The following is a 21,151-nucleotide window of genomic DNA, read 5'->3' on the forward strand; positions in this document are numbered from 1 at the left end:
GCGCGAACAGACTGGCTCAGAAGCCCAGCTCGCGCCACAGCAGCACCAGGGCGGCGCGGGCATAGCGCAGCCCCGGCGCCTCCCATTCGCCCTCGATCAGCACCTGGCCGCGCCAGCTGTGCGCGGCCATGCCGGGCGGCGGGGCGGATGCCTGCAGCACGACGCGGTAGACCGCATGTTCCGGAATGTGCTGGCCTTGCTGGTCGCGCGTGGCAATCGAGCCGCCCTGGGCCAGACTCAGCTCGGCGCCCGGCAGCTGGCGGGTGGCATCACGGTCGATGGCCAGCACCTGCAAGGCGATGGGCGGGCCTTCGAGGCCATCGGCCCGGAAGCGTCCAGGGTTGCCGACGGCGATGCGGCGCACTGCCTCCTCGTCCAGCCAGGTCTCCACCTGCCAGGCTTGCGGATTGACGAGCAGGGCCAGGCGCTCGCGCCGGGCCACCCAAGTGCCGGGCTGTAGCTCCGGGTTGATGTCGCGCAGCACGCCCTTGAAGGGCGCCTGCGGTCGGTACTGGGCCAACTCGGCTTGCAGATTGGCCAGCTCGGCCCGGGCGGTGTCTTCCTCCTGCTGCAGCACGCCGAGATTGCGGCGCTGCTCCTGATCCACGCCGGCCAAGCTGGCCTGCCAACGCAGCCTCTCCAGGCGCGCCTTTGCTTTTTGTTGGCGCAGCTGCAGTTCGGGCGAGTCCAACTCCAGCAGCAGCTGGCCGGCCTCCACCGGCGCGCCCTCGGCCCAGGGCAGGCTCTGCAGCCGCGCCCCGGCCGGCGCATACAGGGCCATCACCTGAGTTGGCTTGAGCAGGCCCGAACTCGTCTGTCGCTGCGGCCAAGGCAGGAGCAGGGCCAGCAGCAGCAGGCCCAGCAGAAGGAGCGGGCGGCGCCAGGCGCGCGCCCAGGCTGTCCAGGATGAGGCGCCGTCCGCCGCGCCTGCCCGCTGGCGCAGCAGGGCCGGCCACAGCTTGATCTCGCGCCACAGCGGCAGCGCGACGAACCAGAGCAGCTCCAGCACAAAGAGCAGCACCCCGACCGCTTTGATGAAGAAGCCGTAGACCAGCACGGCGATGCCGAGAAAGACCACCAGTCGGTACAACCAGGTGGCGTAAGCGAACAGAATCAGGCCGCGCCGGCGCTGCCGGCTGAAGGTCTCGGGCGGCGGCAGGCCCAGCTTGAATAGGCTCTCGCGCAGCTGCCAGCGCGCCAGCGCAAAAGCTCGGCCATGCAAGTTGGGCATGTCGAGCGCGTCGGACAAGAGGAAATAGCCGTCGAAGCGCATGAAGGGGCTGCTGTTGATGGCCACCGTGGCCAGCCAGGTCGTGGTGGCCAGCATGAAGGCGGCAGAGCGCAGCCCACCGTCTGGCAGCAGGCTCCAGGCCAGGGTGGCCCAGACGGCGATCAGCAGCTCGGTGGCGATGCCGGCTCCGGCCACGGCCAGGCGCTGCCTGGCATTGCGCAGCTTCCAGACCTCGTTGGTGTCGGTGTAGGCCATGGGCCAGAGCACCAGAAAGGCCAGGCCCATGGTGGGCACCCGGCAGCCATAGCGCTTGGCGGTGAAGGCATGGCCCAGCTCGTGCATCAGCTTGGCGCCGCTGAGCGCCAGGCCGTAGCCGAGCAGGCCACCCCAGGAAAAGGTGTCGACCAGGGTGGCCGAGAAGCGGCCCCAGTCGCGGTAGACCTCGACCAGGCCGATCAGCAGGGCCAGCAGGCTGAGCCGGGCAAAGCCGCGGCTGTACAGCGGCGCCACCCAGGGCAGGGCGCGGTCCAGCCAGCGGTCCGGTCGGGCCAGGGGGATGCGGAAGAACAGATAGTGGTGCAGCAGCCAGGTCCAGGCATTGCCGCGTGCGCGCTGCAGACGCGCCGCCAGCTGCTGGGCGCTGTCGGCGGCGCGCGGCTGCACCAGCTGGTTGTCGATCAGGAACTGGGCGAAGGCCTGCACATCGGCGGCCTGTGGGCGCAGCGTGGTGCAGGCCTGCACGTCGTCGGCAATCCGCTGCAGGTCATCGAGCGCCCAGCGGCTGAGGATCTCGAAGCTCAGCCAGTCGATGCGGAAGAACTGGTGACGCACCGGATCCTGCAAGGTCCAGCTGGGTTGGCCGTCGGCCAGATCGGGTCCGGGGTGCAGGGCCAGTTCCTCGCGCAGCAGCGGTAGCCGGGGCGCGCCGCCCGGCCGGGGCGGATCGAGCCGCAGCGGCGCGGCCATCGAGTCCGACGTCGGCAGCAAGGCGGAGCTGTGGTTCAGCATCAGCTCACCAGCCCAGCACCTGGCGCAGCAGGGCCAGCGGGCGGCGCAGCACCCAGTAGATCAGCGGCACCCGTTCGCCGGACAGCTTGGCCGTGCCTTTGAGACCGACCCGGTGCTCGGTGGCCTGGTCGAGCCGGGCGCGCACCCGGTAGGCATAGCGCCCGTCGGGCCGCTGCACCGCCTCGAAGGCCATGTAGCGCAGCTTGGCCTCGATGGCCTGCAGCGGGCTGGCGTTCAGGTAGAGGCGGACTTCGGCCTGCTCAGGCAGCGGGATGGCATCGCCGAGGTCCAGCCAGGCTTCCAGCTCGACGTCGCCGGCCCTCGCCAGCCGCATGATGCGTTCGCCGGTCGAGACCGGCCGGCCTATCCATTCGCTGGGATCGTCGAAGAGCACGATGCCGTCTTCCGGTGCCAGCACGTGGGCGCGCTCCAGCTGCCCTTGCAGATACTCGGCCTCGGCCCGGCGCTCTTCCACCTTGCCCATCAGCGGCGCCAGCTGGGCCTTGTAGCGGGGGTCGGAGACGGCCAGCTGGGCTGCTTGGCGGTACTCGGCTTCGGACCCGGCCAGCGATTGCCGGGCCACCTCCAGCCGGGCCTGCAGGGCCGCGTCATCGAAGCGGAACAGCGGCTGGCCGGCCTTGACGGCCTCGTTCGGCTTGACCTGGAAGCTGCCCAGCACGCCCTCCAGCGGCGCACGGATGACGGCCGGCCGGGCCGGCACCAGCTCACCCGGCGCCAGCACGCTGAGCCGCACCGGCAGCAGCGCCACCCCGGCCGCCAGCAAGAGCCAGCGCAGCCGCGGGCGGCGCCACCAGGCGCGCGGCGGCTCGGCCGTTTCTTGATGCTTGCCGCCAGTCAGTCGGAGCCACCAGCCGCCCTCGGTTCGCGGGGCGGCCGCCCGCCAGGCATGCGTCCAGATGGCCGCCCATTCCAGCAGACAGGCTTGTTCCTCGGCCGACCAGGCCGGCTCGCGCAGCAGCAGCAGGCCGCCCTGGCCGTCCAGCAGCGGCAGCCACAGGCCTTGGGCCGGCAACCAGTCGGCCCATTCGCTGGCCAATTCGGGCGGAAGGGACGCGGCCGTGACCGCGCTTGGCGCGTCACCGGCGCGCTCGGCCAGATGGCCGCACAGCCGCGCCAGATAGTGCACATAGGGCGCGTTGGCCTCGATCTGCACGACCCCGGACAGGGCGCGCACGCCGCCCTCGCGCAGCCACAGCGCGCTCTGCCGGTAGGGCGCCAGCTGCAGGCTGTCGTTGACAGCCAGAAAGCCCAGCACCTCCCGGCTGCCGGCCTTCCGGGCTCGGCGTGCCAGCTCCAGCAGGCGCGCCGCCGAACTGGCATCCGACGCAGATCCTCCCTCAGCTGCCGTCATGCCGGAGTGGATGCGCCATCGGCGTCAGCCTGTTCAATGATGGCCTGCATCAGGCGGCGCTCCGCGGCAGCGCGGCCACAGCCCGCTCCAGCGGCTGGCCGCGGCCGGCCATGCGAATCTGCTCGCTGAAGCTGGCCCGGCCGCTCGGCTTCAGCTGCGCCAGCGGCTTGACCTGGGAGTCGGGCACGTGGCCCTCCTGGTTCGGCACACTACCGTCGAACTCAAACATGGGGGTGTCAGTGGCTAGGGCCTCTGGCTCGGCCGGCAGCTCCGTGTCGTTCAGCTCCGTGGCTTGCAGGCTTCGACTTGAGGTCGCAGCACCGGTGTTGACGCTGACTGTGATGCGGAAGATCGCCACCACCTCGCGTCCGTCCTGGTCACGTGCCATCACCCGCACGCTGAGATCACCGCGTAGCCCTTGCGGCGGAGTGCCATTGAAGCTGCCGTTGCTGGCGTTGAAGCTGAGCCAGCTCGGCAGCGGCTGGCCGTTGACCTGGCTGGCCGCCAGCTGTACGACGGCGCCTGCATCGGTGTGGGCAAAGGCATCGGCCGGAATGGCGAAGCTGAGGCTGCCGCCGCTGCTGATGGTCTGATCCGGCACGCCTTTGAACAGCACCAGGGCCGGCTGGTCGGCCTGGGTGACCGCGATCTGGAATGCGCCGCCACCACCGCCGCTGCTGGTCAGCACTGGAGTCGCGTTGGTCGGCGCTCCGGTGGCGATGCCATCCCGAGCGGGTGTCGCGGTGATCGGGCCACTCGGCGGTGGCGCGGCGACTGGGGCTGCTGGCGGTGCCGGTGCGAGCGCTGCGGGAGCTGGTGCTGGCGCCAGATCGACCGGCAGCGCTTGCAGCGGCTGCAAGGGCTGCAGCGGCGAGGGCAGGTTGTTTGCACCGGGGCGGGTGTCCTGGGTCAGGCCGGTGTCGGCGGCCGGCGGCAGGCTGGGGGCAGGCACCGGTGCTGGAGCCGGCACAGGTGCGGGCGGGGCTGGCGGCGGCGGGGCTGGCGGCGTCTCGGGTACCGGCGGAGGCGGAGCCACCGCCGTGATCACGATCTGGAACTCGCTGCTGGCCGAGGCGCCGCCACTGTCGCTGGCCGTCAGGCGCAGGCGCAGCAGGCCGCTGTCCGCCGTGCCCGGCGTGCCGCTGAGGCTGCGGGTGGCCGGGTCGAAGCGCAGCCAGGCGGGCAGGGGGCTGCCATCGGCCAGGCTCAGGCTCAAGCTCAGTGGCGCCGTGCCGTCGGGGTCGCTGAAGGCATCGGCCGGCAGGGTCAGGGCCAGCGTCTGGTCCTGGCGGATCTCGACATTGGCCGGCAAGCTGCCGACCCGCGGGCTGTCGTTGCTGCCATCGGCACGAATCAGCAGTTGCTGACTGCTGCGGTTCTGTCCATCGGACACGCTGATGCCGAAGCTCGCGCTGGCCAGCTCGGCCAAGCCGTTGATGGCGGCTTCATTGGGTGTGAAGGTGTAGGCGCCGGTGCGGGTGTTCAGTACCAGGCTGCCCAGCGGGCCGCTCAGGCTGCTCAGCTCGCCCTGCACGGTGCCGCCGTCCAGGCTGTAGCTCAGCGTCGCGCCTTCGGCGTCGCTGGCGGCCAGATTGCCAGTCATGGGGCCGAAGCTGTCTCGGCCGGGGCCATCGACCAGGCGCAGGACCGGCGGCGTCTGCAGCTGCGGCGCGTCGTTGCTGCCCTCGAGCCGCACGCGCAAGACGGTGCTGCTGCTGTTGCTGCCGTCGGACACGCTCAATTCGAAGCTCTCCTCGGCCGCGCCGGCCAGGGCATTGATGGCGGCGTTGTCGGGGATGTAGCGGTAGCTGCCGTCGTTGTTGTTCAACACCAGGCTGCCGAAGCGGCCCCGCAGCGTGCTGAAGCCACCGGCTGTGGTGCCGCCGACCAGGCCGTAGCTGAGGCTGCCGCCCTCGGCATCGCTGACCGCGATGCGGCCCTGGATCTCGCTGAAGCTGTCAGCCGCGGCCGTGTCGCTGAAGACCAGATCGGCCGGCGCGCTGATCACCGGCGCGTTGTTGCTGGCACTGATATTCACGCTGAAGACGGCACTGCTCTGCGCGCTGCCGTCCGTGACCTGCAGGCTGAAGCTCTCGCTGGCATCGGTGCCCAGGCTGGTGATGGCCTGCGCATCCGGCGTGTAGACGTAGGCGCCCGTCGCGGTGTTCAGGCTCAGGCTGCCGTAGCGGCCCTGCAGGCGGCTGATGCCGTCCGTCGTCACGCCGCCGGCAATGCTGTAGCTCAGGCTGCTGCCGGCATCACCGTCACTGCCTTGCAAGTTGCCGCGAGTCGGCAGCAGCTCTTGCGGCGTCATGCGGTCGTTGTACTGGGCGGCCTGCGGGCTCGGCAGCTGGGGCGCGTCATTGCGGCCGCTGAGTTGCACGTTCACGTTCACGCTGCTGCTGTCGCCACTCCCATCGGAGACGCTGACCGTGAAGCTCTCGCTGCTGTTGCCGGCCAGCGCGTTGATGGCGGCGTCATTGGGCGTGTAGCTGTAGGCGCCGGTCGCGGTGTTGACACTCAACGTGCCATAGCTGCCCACCCGGGTGCTGAAGCCGCCTGCCACCGTGCCTCCGCTGACGCCGAAGGTCAGCGTGCTGCCCGTGTCGCGGTCGCTGCCGGCCAGGTTGCCACCGACGCTGGCGAAGCTGTCGTTGGCCTCGGTGTCGGTGTAGCTGACCGGGGTCGGTGTGGTCAGCACCGGGGTGTCGTTGGCGGCCGTCAGATTGACGGTGTACGTGCTGTTGACGCTGCTGTTGCCGTCCGACAGGCTGATGGTGAAGGTCTCGCTGGTGTTGCTGCTCAGCGCATTGATGGCGGCGCTGTCGGGCGTGAAGACAAAGGCACCGGTGCTGGCATTGACCGACAGCGTGCCGTAGCTGCCGGTCTTGCTGCTGATGCCGCCGGCCAGGGTGCCGCCAGTGATGGCGTAGCTGAGTGTGGCGCCCTCGGCGTCGCTACCACCGAGACTGCCACTGACATTGGCGAAGCTGTCATTGGCCGAGGTGTCGACGAAGCCGGCTGCGGCCGGCGTGGGCAGCAGCGGCGCGTCATTGGCGCCGGTGAGATTGACGGTGTAGCTGGCCGTGGCGTTGCTGACGCCGTCGGACACGCTGACGGTGAAGCTCTCGCTGCCGTTGCCCGACAGGCTGTTGATCGCCGCCGCATTGGGCGTGTAGCTGTAGGCGCCGGTGCTGGTGTTGAGCCGCAGCGTGCCGTAGCTGCCGACCAGCGTGCTGAAGCCACCGGCCACCGTGCCACCTTGCAGGCCGTAGCTCAGGCTGGCGCCTTCCGCGTCGCTGGCGTTGAGGCTGCCGGTGCTCGTTTCGAAGCTGTCGGTCGCTGAACTGTCTTGTAGCTGCAGCGGCGCCGGTGCCTGCAGCAGCGGGGCATCGTTGCCGGCTGTCACATTGACGGTGAAGCTGGCGCTGTTGCTGAGCTGGCCATCGGAGATGCTGACCGTGAAAGTCTCGCTCGTGTTGCCGGCCAGGGCGTTGATGGCTGCATCGTTGGGCGTGTAGTTGTAGGCGCCGGTCGTGGTGTTGACGCTGAGGCTGCCGTACAGGCCTTGCAGCACGCTGAAGCCGCCGCTGCTGCTGCCACCGTTGATCGCATAGCTGAGCGTGCTGCCAGCGTCGGGGTCGCTGCCGGCCAGGTTGCCGGTGCTGGCGCCGAAGACGTCGGCGCCGGCCGTGTCCACATAGCTGACGCTGACCGGGCTCAGCTGCGGCGTCCGGTTGGCTTTGACCAGATTGACCACATAGCTGGCCGTGCCGGTGGCGCTGCCGTCCGACAAGGTCAGAGTGAAGGTCTCGCTGCTGCTGGCCACAAGGGCGTTGATGGCCACCGCATTGGGTGTGAACACATAGGCGCCGGTGCTGGTGTTGACGCTCAGCGTGCCGTAGCTGCCCACCCGGGTGCTGAAGCCGCCGGCCACCGTGCCGCCGCCGACGCCGAAGGTCAGCGTGCTGCCGCTGTCGCGGTCGCTGCCGGCGAGGCTGCCACTGGCGCTGGCGAAGCTGTCATTGGCCTCGGTGTCGGTGTAACTGATCGGGGCTGGCGCCGTCAGCACGGGGGTGTCGTTGGCGGCCGTCAGATTGACGGTGTACGTACTGTTGACGCTGCTGTTGCCATCCGACAGGCTGATGGTGAAGGTTTCGCTGGTGTTGGCGCCCAGTGCATTGATGGCGGCGCTGTCCGGGGTGAATACGTAGGCGCCGGTGGCGGTATTGACCGACAGCGTGCCGTAGCTGCCGGCCTTGCTGCTGATGCCGCCGGCCAGGGTGCCGCCGGTGATGGCGTAGCTGAGTGTGGCGCCCTCGGCGTCGCTACCACCGAGATTGCCGCTGGTGTTGTTGAAACTGTCATTGGCCGCCGAGTCGACGAAGCTGGCCGCGGCCGGGGTGGGCAGCAGCGGGGCGTCGTTGGCGCCGGTGAGATTGACGGTGTAGCTGGCCGTGGCGCTGCTGCTGCCGTCGGACACGCTGACGGTGAAGCTCTCGCTGCCATTGGCCGACAAGCTGTTGATCGCCGATGCGTTCGGCGTGTAGCTGTAGGCGCCGGTGCTGGTGTTGACGCTCAGCGTGCCGTAGCTGCCCACCAGGGTGCTGAAGCCGCCAGCCACCGTGCCGCCCGTGATGCCGTAGACCAAGCTGGCGCCCGCATCGACGTCGCTGCCGGCCAGGCTGCCGGTGTCGGTGCTGAAGCTGTCGGCGGCGCTGGTGTCGACGTAACTGGCTGGGGTGACGGCACCCAAGCTCGGCGTATCGTTGACGGCGCTGACCACGATGGATGCGCTGCCGCTGGCGCTGGAGAAGGCGCTGCTGCCGCCATTGCCGGCGGTGCTGACTTTCTGCGCGCTGCCGAAGCTTGAGGCCGTGCCGCTGCTCTGGTCCCAGGCGCGGTAGGCCAGCGTGGCGGTCTCGCCGTTCTGCCCGTCGGGCATGTAGCGCAGGCGGCTGCTGGCGCTGAGCAGCAGGGCGCTGTTGCCGGACACGGCGCCGACGGCCGCCCAGTTCGTGCCGTCGGTCGAGTACTGCCAGCTGCCGTTGCCGCTGCTGGCCGTCAGGGCCAGGCCGGCAAGGGCGCCGCTGTCGACATCGGCCCAGCCGCCGCTGGCCAGGATGTCGGACACCAGGGCGCCGGCGCTGGCCGTGTCCTCGTTGGTGCCTGTGAAGACATGGTTGACCCCGCCCAGCGTCGGCGCGTCATTGACGGCCGTGACGGTGATCAGCGAGCTGGCCGTGTTGCCGGCCAGGCCGCCGTCGCTGTTGCTGCTGGAGCCGCGAACCGAGAAGCCGGCGCTGCCATTGAAATTGGCCGTCGGCCGGAAGTAGACCGAGGTGCTGATGCCGGCGCTGGCGATGAAGCTGCCCTCGGCGATGACGCTGGTGTAGCCCGCATCGCTGTACAGCGTGCCGCCGTTGATGGCGCTGAGCTTGTAGAAAGCGTCGGCGCCGGAGATGGTGATGGCGCCGGAGTCGCTGTCTTCGTTGATGGTCGCGTTGGCCACGGCGACGCCGGCGGAGATGACAGCATGCACCAGGGCGCCGCCGAGGCCGCCGTCGTTGTTGCTCAGCGAGGCTTGGGCGTCGAAGCTGCCGTCGCTGGCGCCGCTGGGTGTGAACTTCAGGCCGGCGCTGCCCTGGGCGAAGGTGATGAAGCTGCCCTCGCTGACAACGGTCGTGCCGTCGTTGAGGTACAGCGTGCCGTTGCTGATGCCGGTGATCTTGAAGTGGCTGACCTCGGCGCCGTCGGCGGCATTGCGGCTGAACACCAGGCCGCTGCTGCTCTGCGTGGCCGGCGTCGTCGCCGCGCCGGTGACGCTGGGCGTGTCGGCCACGGCGTTGAGGTTGAGGGTCACGGTGTCGCTGTCATTGAGCGTGCCCGCGCCGTCGTCGCTGCTGCTGATCGTCAGCGTGGCATAGCCGGTGCCAAAGGCATTGGCCGTCGGTGTGTAGCTGACCGAGGCCAGGGCGGCCTGCACCTGGGCGGCCGTGCCGACGATCTGCACTGAGTTCGTTCCGTCGCCGCTGATGCTGGCGCCGCCACCGAGCGTGACGCTGAGGTTGCCCTTGCCGGCGCCGACCGAGAGCACCGTGGTCAGGACGCTGCCGGCATCGACATCGCCGACGGAAAGCGCGTTGCCGTTGCCGACCGAGAAGACCCGCACCGCGTCCTCGTTGAAGGTCTGGGCGCCGGGCACGGTGTTCACCGGCGCTTCGTTGACATTGCTGAGATTGATGGTGATGGTGGCGGTGGAGTCGGCCGTGCTGTCGCCGTCCTCGTCGTCCACGGTCACGGTCAGGCTGAAGCTGGGGTTGCTCTCGTAGTCCAGGGCCGCCGCATTGGCCACGGTGATAGCGCCGGTCGTGGCATTGATGGCGAAGGCGCCGCCGGTGTTGCCGCCGGTGATGGCGTAGTTCAGGCCATTGGTGTCGCCGGTGGCGGTGACCGTGGTGACGGCCGTGCCATTGCCGCTGTTCTCGGCCAGGCCGACGCTGGCGTTGCTGATCACCGGGTTGATGTCGGTGGTCGTCACCGTGATGGTGCGGGTGGCCGTGCCGCCATTGCCGTCGCTGACCTGCACGGTGAAGCTGTCGCTGCCCGAATAGCCGGCGGTCGGTGTGTAGGTGATGGTGCCGCCGGGGGTGATGTCGCCGCTGCCGGAACTGGCCGTGGCTGCGCTGAAGCTCAGCGTGCCATGGCTGGGTGCCGCACTTTGCGACCAGGTCAGCGTCTGGCCGCCGTCGGCGTCGCTGGCATGCAGCAGGCTCTTGATGTCGGCCGCGCCCGAGTTCTCGTCCACCGTCAGGGTGGTGGTGGCGCCGACAAAGCTGGGCGCGAGATTGGGCGGGGTGGCGGCGCTGAGGTTGATGGTGTCCAGGAGCAAACCGACTCCGCCACCGGCTGTGGCGGTGAATCGCACCGTGTCGATATTGTTCCAGGCACTGCCGAAGCTCAAATTGCCACCGTCTAAGTTGGTGGAGTCCTTGCTGTAGACGATCGCCGAACTGCCGGCCCCGTACGTGGCGCCCTGCGCGAAATTGAAGCCGGTCACTTGTGCCACCACCGTGCCGCCGGACCCGCCTTGATAGCCGGTGATGGTGAAGTTGCTCGGGAAGCCGAAGGGGCTGCCCAGCGCGTTGGCGGCCAGTGAAATCAGTCGGAAGTCATCGGCGAGGCCTAGCGAGCTGAACTGGAAGTAGGTGATGGTCGTGTCGTTGGAGATGGATGTGTCGTTGAAAATGGCATTGCCGGTGAAGTTGGTGAACGACTCTCCAGGGAAAGAACTCACGTCCATGATGTCCACTTGGGCTATGCCATTGCTGCTGAACACGAGGTTGCCGATGGTGCGGCTGGTGCTGGAGTTGCCATTGCTGCTGCTGGATTCGAAATTCTGATCCGCCGGCTCGGCCAGGTTGTTCAGATTGACCGTGACCGTTGCCGTCGCGTCGGCGGTGCTGCCGGCGTCCTCGTCGTCGACGGTGACCGTCAGCGTCAGGCTGCTGGCGGCCTCGTAGTCGAGGTCGGCACCGGCCGCCACGCTGATGGCGCCGGTGCTGCTGTTGATCGTGAACAGGCCCTGTCCGCTGCCGCCGGTGATCGCATACGTCAGGCCGTTGGTGTCACCAGTCGCGCTGATCGTGCCCACGGCGCTGCCGCCGGCCACGTTCTCATTGACGCTCATCGTCGCGTTGCCCAGCACCGGATCAACGTCATTGACTGTGACGGTGATGGTGCGGGTCACCGTGCCGCCGCTGCCATCGCTGACCTGCACGGTGAAGCTGTCGCTGCCGGTGTAGCCGGCAGTCGGTGTGTAGGTGATGGTGCCGCCGGGCGTGATATCACCGCCGCCGGAGCTGGCGGTGGCAGCGCTAAAGCTCAAACTGCCATGGCTGGGCGCCGAGCTTTGCGACCAGGTCAGCGTTTGGCCGTTGTCGCTGTCGCTGACGTGCAGCAGGTTCTTGATGTCGATGGCGCTGCTGTTCTCGTTGGCGCTCAGCGTGGTGGTGGCCCCGACGAATACCGGGGCCGCATTCGGCGGCAACAGCACGCGGCCTTCCACGCCCTTGTTGCTGCTGCCGTCCGAGCTGTTGTCGGTCCAGACGGCGGCAAAGCGATCGCTGCCGACGCCGGTCAGCGCGACCGTGTTCTGGTGGCCGCGGCGGTACTGGTTGATCTCGAAGTCACTGCCGTCCACGGCCACGCCGGTGGCCGAGAAACGGCGGCCGAACAGGCCCGACTCGTCGTAGTCGCCGGTGTCGGCCTGCCAGCCGATGACAAAACCGCCGCCCGACAGGGCCGCAACCGTCGCTGCATCTTTGTAGGTGCCGGCTGCGCTGCTGGTATTGGCCTGGGTGATGCTGCCCTGGGCCACGCCGGCACTGTTGTAGCGCTGGAAGTAGATGTCACATTGCGCGTAGCCGGCGTCGTAGGCGCTCCAGGCGACGACGAAGCCGCCGCCGCTCAGACCGACGACCTTGGCGGCCGGCAGGCCGCTGTTGGCCACGTCGGAGGAGGCCAGGCCGTCGCTGGTGACGTCGATGACCGTAGACGGCGCGCTGCTCACCACGGCCTTGATGTTGTAGCTGTTGCTGTCACCCCAGGCCAGCACATAGCTGCCATCGCTGAGGGCGGCCAGGCTGGGGTTGACATTGCCGCCGCTGGCGTCCAGGCTCAGCTCGACGCCGTTCTTGCTGCCGTCGGCGGCATTGAATTTCTGGGCCTGGACACCGGCGGCGGTGGTCCAGGCGATGACGAAGGATCCATCGCTCAGCGTGGCCATCGTCGGCGCCGCCTGTTCACCAGCTGTGGCGGTGTTGGCGATCAGCTGGCTGCCCACCGTGCCATTCGCCTCGACGATGCGGTAGCCAATGTCGCGGCCGGTGCCGGTCGTGGTGTAGGCCACGGCGAAGCGGCCGCCGTTCAGCGCGGTGACCACCGGCGTGATCTCGTCCACGCCGTTGCCGGCGGTGGTGATGGCGAACTCCGCGCTCAGCGGCGCGCCCATGGCGTCGTAGATGCGGGCATAGATGCCGTTCTGACCTGCAGACTCGCCGCCCTGGCCATCGCTCTGCCAGACCGACACGAAGTTGCCATTGCTGAGCGTGGTCACGCTGGCATTCGTCTGGTCCCGGGTGGCGGTGCTGCTGACGTCCAGGTCGTCACCGAAGTTCAGGTCCTGCGAAGTGGCGGAGACCACGGTGTAGGTCAGGGTCTTGGAGTAGCCCTGGCCATTGATCGGGTTGTTGCTGTTGTCGGTCTGATAGCGGTCGTAGTAACGCGCGGTCACCGTGACTGTTTGCCCCACGGCCGGCAGCACGCCCGTGCCCATGCTCAGGGTGGCTGTGTTGCCATTGGCCACGGGAGCAATGGTGAACAGATTGGCGACCGACTGGCTGTCGATGGCCCAGACGCCGCCCGTGGTGTAACCCGTGTCGGCTGGGGTCAGCGTGGCCGCTGCCATGTTCTGGCTGGCGTCCGACAAGACGTAATTGCGGTTGCTGCCGATGTCTGTCGGCGCATTGTCGGGGCCCACGAACATGCCTGAGGTGGTGGTGGAATTGGGAACCCCCGAGGACTGGTAGCCGATGAAAAAGGAATTGGTCGAGGTGGTGTTCGCGGGTAGGCTGTCGACAAAGCGCCAGGTTGTGCCAGCCACGGTGATGTAGGAGCTGAAGTTGCCGTCGTAGTTGTAGGTGATCCAGGACGCCCCGCCATTGCTGCTGTACTGGAAGCTGCCGCGATCCAGGGTGCCCGCGCCAAAGGCGACGGTGGTCGTGGGCTGTGTGCCATGACCCGGGATTTCACAGGTTCCAAAGCTCCAGGTGTCACTGATGCCCCCAGGCCTGGTATAGACCGCGGTGTTGCCCGTGCCCGGATTGGCCACCCGTGGCGCGGGCAGGATGGCGTCGTAGGCGTGGTTGCTGATCGGTTGGGTGTCGGCCACCTCACCTGACTTCGATTCCAGCACCCAGTTGCCGCCCAGTGCCGCCGCGCCCGTGGCGTCGACAGAGGCCGCCACATCGGCTTGGGTGGCGCGCGCCATGGCGTCCACAAAAGCCTGGCCTTCGGCGCCGGCTGCGATATTGCAGCCATACAGCAGCACATCCCCCTGAGGAGCCAGGCTGGCACCGATGGCGGCCAACTTGTCGGCATGGGCGGCCATGTTCTCGCGGGTCAGGGTCACCGAACCCAGGCCCAGCACGCCCTTGGCACCGTGGGAGAGGATGTGCAGGGCATCGATATCGCTGCGCCCGGCCAGCGCGGCCGCGATCTGCGCCAGTCCGTCCTGGGTGGAGTCCAGCACATGGACTTCGGTGCCCGGCTTGAGCCCGTCCAGCAAGGTCTGGTAGTTCGCGACATTGCCCTCGACGAACACGATCTCGGTGCGTTGCCCTGCTGCCCCATGGTCAAGCGGCGTCGCACGTACGGGCTCCGGCACTGCCCTTGCCGCCTCGGCCGCCGGTTCAGCATGGTGCTCGGCTTCCACGGCAGTGGCCAGGCCCGCGCCGTCGAACATCAGGCGCGCTTCCAGTGCCAGCATCTGCGGGCGTGCTTGCAGGATCTGTCTGGGCCCCTCGGCCGGAGCTTCGCGCCGGCTGCTGCTGCGCTTGCCGCGGCCGCTCACATGCTCGCCGACCGCGACGAAGGCCTGGGTGACTTCGTTCCAGATGGAGTTGTAGATGCGGTTCATGCTGAGTTCTCCGGCAATTTGACAAGGTCCGCTGGTTGCGCTGCGGGGCTCGTTTGATGCGTGTGTTGGAGCGTGTGCGCTGGCCTACTGGCCGCCCGGCGCGACGATGCTGACCCGGCCGCTCATGCCGGCGATCAGCTCCGGGTAGCGGCCGCTGATGGTCGCCACCAGACGCACCGACTGGCTGACCGGATCGACCCGCGCGGCGATGCGCTGGACCTTGGCCGGGTAGCTCTTGCGGGTCTCGTCGATGCCGACCTGGAAGACATGGCCGACCTTCATCCAAGCCAGCCATTTGCTGGGCACCAGGAATTCAAGCTCCAGCACGCTGTCATCGATGATGTCCAGAATGGCCTGGCCTGGCTGGATGTACTGCTGCTCGCGCGCCTTCTGCTCGGCCACCCGGCCCGAGAAGGGGGCGCTGATGCTGCATTTGGCCAACATGGTGCTCATGGCGGCGAGCTCGGCCTGGTTCTTCTGCACCTCGGCCTCGGACAGGTCCAGCTCGACCCGGCCGACCGAGTTCAGCTCGGCCAGGCGCTTGTTGGCGGCCCAGCTTTTCTCGGCGCCGACCAGGGCGGCACGGGCCTTGTTCAGCTGCGCCTGCTGCAGCGAGCAGTCGAAGCTGACCAGCACCTGGCCGGCGCGGAAGCTGCCGCCGTCCTGCACCGGCAGGCGCTGGATCTTGGCGCCGATCTCGGCGGCCAGCGTGGTGTAGCGATGCGGCGCCAGCTGGGCGCGGATCTCGCGCTGCTCCAGGCTGGGCTTGGGGGCGACCGTCGCCGAGGAACCTGGCGTCGGTGAGGGCACCTGCGCATGCACCGGTGCCACGAGCAAGACGGTGACCAGGGCGGCCGAGGCACTCAGGCCCCGGCCGAAGTGGCAAGCAAATTCATTCATCCGGACGGCCTGGTTGATGACGGTCTCAACCGGCCGAGGCCGGAGCAGCGACCTCACCGTGACTCGGTAGATCGCCTGCTTCCCAGCGCTGGATCGCAGCCGCGATGGCCGCCTTCAGCTCGGCCAGACTGGCCTCGTGGACGCTGCCCAGCTGCGGCTCCATGCCCAGCGTGGCTTGCAGTCGGCTGGCCGCGGCATGGGCTTGCGCCAGCGATTGGTAGCGTCGCAGCTGGCTCAGGATGGCGGTCGTGTGGTTGGCCACGGTCTCGAGCTTGCTGGACGCCTGGGCTTGCTCGCGGTTGCTCATATGCATCTTGATGCGGTCGTCGACGACCCAGATCGCGTCCGAGCGCTGGTACTGCTGCAGTGCATTGGCGTACTGCAGGCGGGCGATGTGGACCTGGGCCAGCAAGGCCATCTGTGCGGCCAGGCGCCGCTGCTCGGCCAGCGTGACCCCGGCTTCGGCCAGTTTGCGCTGCGAGGGCAGGGAGAACAGATTCAGCAGGTTGAAGGACAACTGCGCCCCGGCGGCATTCCAGTGGTCATGGACCAGGTACTTGTCGTTGTCGTACTTCAGACCCAGGTTCAGGTTCAGATTGGGGAACAGGCGCAGCAGCACCTTGCGCGCCTCGTCGCTGGCCAGGCGGGTGTTGTAGAACTGCTCACGCAGATCGGCATTGCCTGAGATGGCCGCGGCCTCCATCGCCTCCATCGGCAGTTCCAGCATGCGCCGGCTCAGCGTGCCGCTCGACTCCAGCACCTGCAGCTCCGTGCCGGCCGGTGCATTGACCAGATGGGTCAGCTCGATGCGTGCTGTGGCCAGCTCTTGGTCGATTGACTCCAGCAGGCGCAGGTTCTCCAGCAGCTGGCGTTGGTAGCGCAGCGCATCCAGCGGCGAGCGCAGGCGCTCGTCCTCGGCCTTGCGGGCGTCATTCAAGGCGTCCTCAGCCAGGCTGATGGCCGACTTGACCTCGCCGCGCAGCTTCTGCGCGCTGGCAGTGCGCCAGAAGGCGCTGCGAACGTCCTGGATCAGCAGATGCATGGCCTTGCGGCGGCGCTCGACGGCGATCAGCGCGCGGTCCGCGTTCTGCTTGGCACCGTAGTAGGACAGGCCGAAGTCCAGCAGATTCCAGGTCAGGCCGAGATCGCTGGCCGTGTGGCTCTTGTCGCTGGAGATGAAGGGGTTGGCCAGCGAGGGCTGACCGGTCACGGAGTCGACCGCCCGGCTGGTCGCGAACTCGCTGCGTGTGCTGTAGCCGGCCGACGCTACCAGCTTGGGCAGCATGTCGTAGCGGCTGGCATCCAGCTGGTTGAAGGCGATGGCTTCTTCCATCAGCCGGGTGCGTCGGTCCAGATTGAACTTCAGTGCCCGCGCGATGGCTTCCTCCAGGCTCAGCGGCCCGGTGATGGGATCGACGCCTTGCTGCGACAGGTTGCGGTCTAGCGCGGCCTGCGACTTGATCTCGCCAACTTTCAGCGGCTCTGGCTGCACGCTGGCACATGCCGCCATCAGCGCGGCCGCGCCGAGCACAGTGGCGAGCTGCCAGGGCGAGCGACGCTGTGCTTTGCCATTCGCTGCTGCTGCCGATCGAATCCGTCCGGGATCGTGGCCCTCAGCTTCAATGTTCTTCTGTCGAGCAACTGATGAAGGGCTGCAGGCAACAAATCTGACCATGGCAAAGCTCCGCTGGAAGACGTCGAAGTTGCAGCCTAGCACGCGGATAAATGTGCGCCCCGTGAAAATGAACGACCGAGTTGGTTCAGTTCGACAGCCAACGCATGGCAGTCGTTCTTGCTTGTTGACGGTGGATGCGGTCCGGTGTAAGTCAGCTTGAAATGGCGGTCAGTTTGGCGACAGGGAAGCAGCTCCTCAGGGGCTGCCTCGTCTGCGTCAGCGCCACAACTCGGCATGAACCGCCTCCCATTCGGCCCAATCCGAGTCTTGCACCATCAGGCCGGGAAGTCGTTCTTCGCCGAGTGACGCGGCCTTCGCCGGCGGGCAGCCGCCAAGCAGGGCGTGATGTGGCGCCATCGGGTCCTTGGGCCGCAGAGCAAACGGGCTGTCGCTGAGGGTTTCGAAGTCGCAGTTCTGATGTGCGGGCATGGCGGCTGTTTGGCAAGGTCGGGATGCCGCCAGCATCGCCTACGCGCGACCCGACACCACTTCACCCGGAAGGGGGGCACCTTTTGGGGGGGTGTCTTTCGGCCCGAAGGGCTTGTTGCCAATCGGGGGGGCTTGGAGACGGCGGAACGGACCAAGCCAACCCGCGCCATGCCTCAACTCCTGATGGGCATCACCCGGGAGGTGATGCGATTGGGTAAAGGTGCCAACTTTCCGGCGATTCTGACGTCATTTGAAGCCCGGCGAAGATCCAAACCGCTCGGTTAGACTGCGGCCCATGTTCCGTCGGATCGTCGCCGTCATCCTCACCCTGTGCATGTGCTGGCAATCGCTGGCGTTTGCAGGTGCTGACCTTGTCCTGGCCGATGCGCACGATCATTTGCATGAGCTCTTGCATTTCGAGGGAACCGCGCATCACCACGACGACCACGACAGCCATGCCGCAGACGATTCCGCCAACCCTGAAGGCGGCCTGCATCAGGATGAATCCACCGAGTCCGTCGTGCATGTCAGCGCTGACGCCAGTGTGTATGCGCCCGCGCTGCTGCCGGTGCCGGCTTTGCTGCTGCCCGCGCCTCAGCCGATTCGCCCCGAACTGACAGCTTTGACGGCGCACTCGCATCCTTTCCTGGACGGTCTCGAACGACCTCCACGGTTCGCGGTTTAGTCCACCGCCCTTGCTCGGGTGCGCCCGAGCCTTCTGGACCGATGCCCTGAATTGCCCGCGCATGCGCGACGAGGATCTCCGGGGCGTCTCTCAATTCCGACACCATGAATCACCTTCCATGGCCCAAGCCATGGCGCTTGGCTCGCCCTTTGGCGGCCAGCGCGCTTTGCTTTGTCCTCAGTGCTGCGTGGGCGCAGACGCGGCCGGTGTCCGCGCCGCCCGATCCGCCCCCCGCGATCGTCATCACCATGGACATGGCCCTTCACATGGCTTGGCGGCACTCGGTTGAAATGGCTGAAGCGAAAGGCCGCCAAGCGCGTGCCCAGGCTGAGCAGGCCGTGGTGCAGAGCTGGCTGTCCGCACCTGCTGCCGTCTCCCTGAGCCAGCGCGAGGGGGGCTCCGGTTTGCCTGCCGGTGCACGCGAGACCGAGCTGGCGATTGCCATGCCGCTCTGGCGTCCGGGCCAGCGCGGAAGCGGAGCTCAAGCCGCTGAGGCCGAAGCCCTCTGGGCTCAAGCGGCCGAAGAGGCGGCTCGGCTGCGCCTGGCCGGTGCCTTGCGCGAAGCGGCTGGGTCAGCCCATATGGCCCAGGCTGAATCACGCCTGGCTGATCAGCAGGTCGAGACCTTGCGCCAACTGGCTGATGATGTCGCGCGCCGCGTCAAGGCCGGAGATCTTGCGCCAGCCGACCTGCTCGCAGTCCGAGCGGAGCTGCTGGCGGCGCAGGCGCAAGCTCGCGGCAGCCAGCATGCGGTGCAATCGCAACTGGCTGCTTGGCGTCTGCTGACGGGCTCCGAACAGCTGCCTCAAAGCACCGATCGCACGTCCAGCGAAGCGCAGGTGCCCAACTCGCAGCCCGAGTCGCATCCCGAACTACAGCTGGCAAAGGCCGTGGTCGCGCTGAGCCAGCGCAAATTGGCCCAAGTGCTGGCACAGCAGGGCGGTGCTCCCGAGCTGACCATCGGTCTTCGACAGGAGCGACCCGGCCTGGGCGGCGCCGCGCAGAACAGCATGGTCGTGGGCCTGCGTCTTCCCTTTGGTGGGGGCACGCATCAACAGCCCCGCATCGCTGCCGTCTCGGCTGACCTCGAAACTGCCCAAGCACAGGCACGACGAACAAGAGAGCGGATCTCAGCCGAGCTGGCACTGGCCGGCGCCCAATTGCAGGCCAGCCAGGCTCAGGCGGAGATGGAACAAGTCCGCGCGGCATTGCTGCGCGAGCGCGCCCAACTCATTGCCAAATCCTTCCAAGCCGGCGAGTCGCCCCTGCCGGAATTGCTGCGAGCGCTTGGCGCCGCCGCCCTGGCCGACAGCGCCAGCGCCCGCCAGCAAGCAGCGGTGCAGCTGGCCCATGACCGTCTCCAACAAGCTCTCGGACAACTGCCATGAAGCTGATCCAATTACCCCGCTTCCTGCTCCCCTGGGGCTTCGCGTCGCTGATGGCGCTGTTTGCAATAGCGAGCCATGCCGGCCCCGGCGCCCACGGCCCCAATGGCGAGCACCTTGACGCGCCTACGGTCTCGGCCAGCGGCAAGGCGAGCCCTCGTATCGAAGCGAAATCCGAGCTCTTCGAGTTGGTCGGTACGCTTGCAGGCGGCGAGCTGTCCCTGTTGATCGACCGCTTTGAGAGCAACGAACCGCTGCTCAAGGCCGACGTCGAGGTCGAGTCCGGTGGACTCAAGGCCAAGGCTAGATTCCATGCCGACATTGGCGATTTCTCAATCGATGACCCGGCCTTGCTGAAAAAACTGTCGACACCGGGCGAGCACGCCTTGGTCATCACCGTGCTGGCCGGCGCTGACTCCGACCTGTTGGACGGCGTGCTGCGCGTGACTGAAGCCGTCAGCGACAGTGGGCAGGGGCACGCGCACGGTGCAGCGGAGGACCACGAACACGAGCATGACTTCCCTTGGCAACGCTGGGCGCTGGGCGCCGTAGTGTTGCTACTGGGTCTGGCGGGCTTGGCCTGGCGTCTCCGCCAAGCCCGGAGTTTCGGCAATAGCAACGGAGGCCAAGCATGAAGCTCATGGCTCGATTCCAGCTTCGCCTGGTCAGCGCGTTTGCGCTGTGCTCTGCCTTGTCCTTCGCCGCGGCCGGCCCCGGAGCCCACGGGCCCAATGGCGAGCACCTCGACCAGGCCAGTGCTCCTGTTGCCAACGGCCTGGCTCGCCTGCCAGACGGCAGCGTCAATGTGCCCAAGCTCGCGCAGCGTCGTATGGGCTTGCGCACCCAGCTCGTGCCTGAGACGGAGGCCTCGGCCACCGTCCAACTGCCCGCTCGCATCGTGGCCGATCCGAACGCCAGCGGGCAGCTGCAGTCCGCGCATGGCGGTCGCATCGAGGCCGGCCCCAAGGGCCTCCCTGTCGCTGGCCAAACCGTACGCCAGGGCGAGCTGCTGGCCTGGGTGCGGCATCACGCTGAGCCCTATGCCGTGGCCGGACAGCAAGCCCAGCGCCTGGAGCTGGCGGCCGCCCGGGAGCTGGCCGAGCAGCGTGTGCGCAGACTGGTGTCCTTGGAGGGGACGGTCGCTCGCAAGGACATCGAGGCGGCGCGCATTGAGGCCCAGTCCTTGGCCGCGCGCGAGCAGCGCGTGTCGGCCAGCCTGGATGCGCGGGAGCCACTTCGCGCGCCGGTCACGGGCGTTATCGCCCGCACCGATCTCAAGATCGGCCAGATCGTGGAGTCTCGCGAGGTGCTGCTTGAGGTCGTTGACCCCAGCCGCTTGATGGTCGAGGCCAGCACGCCCGATGTGGCTTTGGGCGCCAAGCTGGTGGACGCCAGCCTGCTGGGTGTGGAAGGTGTCTCGCTCAAGTTGCTTGGGTCAGCCATGGCGCTGCGCGATGGTGTGCTGCCGCTGACTTTCCGCATCAATGCAAAGACCGGTGCCACGCCTCTGGCGCTGGGTCAGTCGGTCACGCTGGTCGCCGCATTGAAGGACAAGCGCAAAGGCATCGTCTTGCCGGCCACAGCGCTCGTGCGCAGCCCGAGCAATGAGACGGTGGTGTGGATCAAGGTCGGCTTTGAGCGCTATGTGCCGCAGCCGGTGCAGGTCCAGACCTTGGACGCCAACACGGTCCTGGTCACCCAGGGTCTGGCAGCCGACAACCGTGTGCTCGTCCAGGGCGCCGCCCTGGTGGCGCAGATCCGCTGAAC

At 67.8% G+C, this 21,151-nt stretch carries 10 protein-coding genes; 4 read left to right on the plus strand and 6 right to left on the minus strand.

The genetic code is table 11. The annotated features are described in order from the left end of the window. Positions 1–16 precede the first annotated feature (16 nt). The 6 genes from ACQY39_RS10765 to ACQY39_RS10790 form a co-directional block, all read right to left on the minus strand. Positions 17–2,239, minus strand: a complete 2,223-nt coding sequence (locus tag ACQY39_RS10765; RefSeq protein ID WP_428506067.1) for an HlyD family efflux transporter periplasmic adaptor subunit — start codon at positions 2,237–2,239, stop codon at positions 17–19. Positions 2,240–2,243: 4 nt separating this feature from the next. Then, entirely contained in the window at positions 2,244–3,611 is a 1,368-nt protein-coding gene (locus ACQY39_RS10770) for an efflux RND transporter periplasmic adaptor subunit (RefSeq protein WP_428506069.1), read from the minus strand. Positions 3,612–3,660: 49 nt separating this feature from the next. Then, complete coding sequence (locus tag ACQY39_RS10775; protein ID WP_428506071.1) at positions 3,661–14,310, minus strand: tandem-95 repeat protein; 10,650 nt, start codon at positions 14,308–14,310, stop codon at positions 3,661–3,663. Positions 14,311–14,394: 84 nt separating this feature from the next. Next, positions 14,395–15,210, minus strand: a complete 816-nt coding sequence (locus ACQY39_RS10780; RefSeq protein ID WP_428506073.1) for an efflux RND transporter periplasmic adaptor subunit — start codon at positions 15,208–15,210, stop codon at positions 14,395–14,397. Between the two features lie 25 nt (positions 15,211–15,235). After that, complete coding sequence (locus ACQY39_RS10785) at positions 15,236–16,885, minus strand: TolC family protein (RefSeq protein ID WP_428506075.1); 1,650 nt, start codon at positions 16,883–16,885, stop codon at positions 15,236–15,238. Between the two features lie 216 nt (positions 16,886–17,101). Then, positions 17,102–17,314: a hypothetical protein gene (locus ACQY39_RS10790; protein WP_428506077.1), complete on the minus strand. Its 213-nt coding sequence runs from the start codon at positions 17,312–17,314 to the stop codon at positions 17,102–17,104. Between the two features lie 295 nt (positions 17,315–17,609). Between ACQY39_RS10790 and ACQY39_RS10795 the strand changes: the two genes are divergently transcribed. The 4 genes from ACQY39_RS10795 to ACQY39_RS10810 all read left to right on the plus strand — a co-directional run bounded on the left by ACQY39_RS10795 (position 17,610) and on the right by ACQY39_RS10810 (position 21,149). Then, positions 17,610–17,999 (plus strand): hypothetical protein, encoded by a 390-nt coding sequence (locus tag ACQY39_RS10795; RefSeq protein WP_428506079.1) that lies wholly within the window; start codon positions 17,610–17,612, stop codon positions 17,997–17,999. A 104-nt stretch (positions 18,000–18,103) separates the two neighbouring features. Further along, on the plus strand, positions 18,104–19,387 hold the full coding sequence (locus ACQY39_RS10800; protein WP_428506081.1) for a TolC family protein: 1,284 nt from the start codon (positions 18,104–18,106) through the stop codon (positions 19,385–19,387). Next, complete coding sequence (locus ACQY39_RS10805; RefSeq protein ID WP_428506083.1) at positions 19,384–20,019, plus strand: hypothetical protein; 636 nt, start codon at positions 19,384–19,386, stop codon at positions 20,017–20,019. Before ACQY39_RS10800 ends, ACQY39_RS10805 begins: the two co-directional genes overlap by 4 nt. A gap of 5 nt (positions 20,020–20,024) precedes the next feature. Then, on the plus strand, positions 20,025–21,149 hold the full coding sequence (locus ACQY39_RS10810; protein ID WP_428510782.1) for an efflux RND transporter periplasmic adaptor subunit: 1,125 nt from the start codon (positions 20,025–20,027) through the stop codon (positions 21,147–21,149). Positions 21,150–21,151 lie beyond the last annotated feature (2 nt).

This window comes from Roseateles sp. (assembly GCF_965262435.1).
Classification (GTDB): Bacteria; Pseudomonadota; Gammaproteobacteria; order Burkholderiales; family Burkholderiaceae_C; genus Paucibacter_A.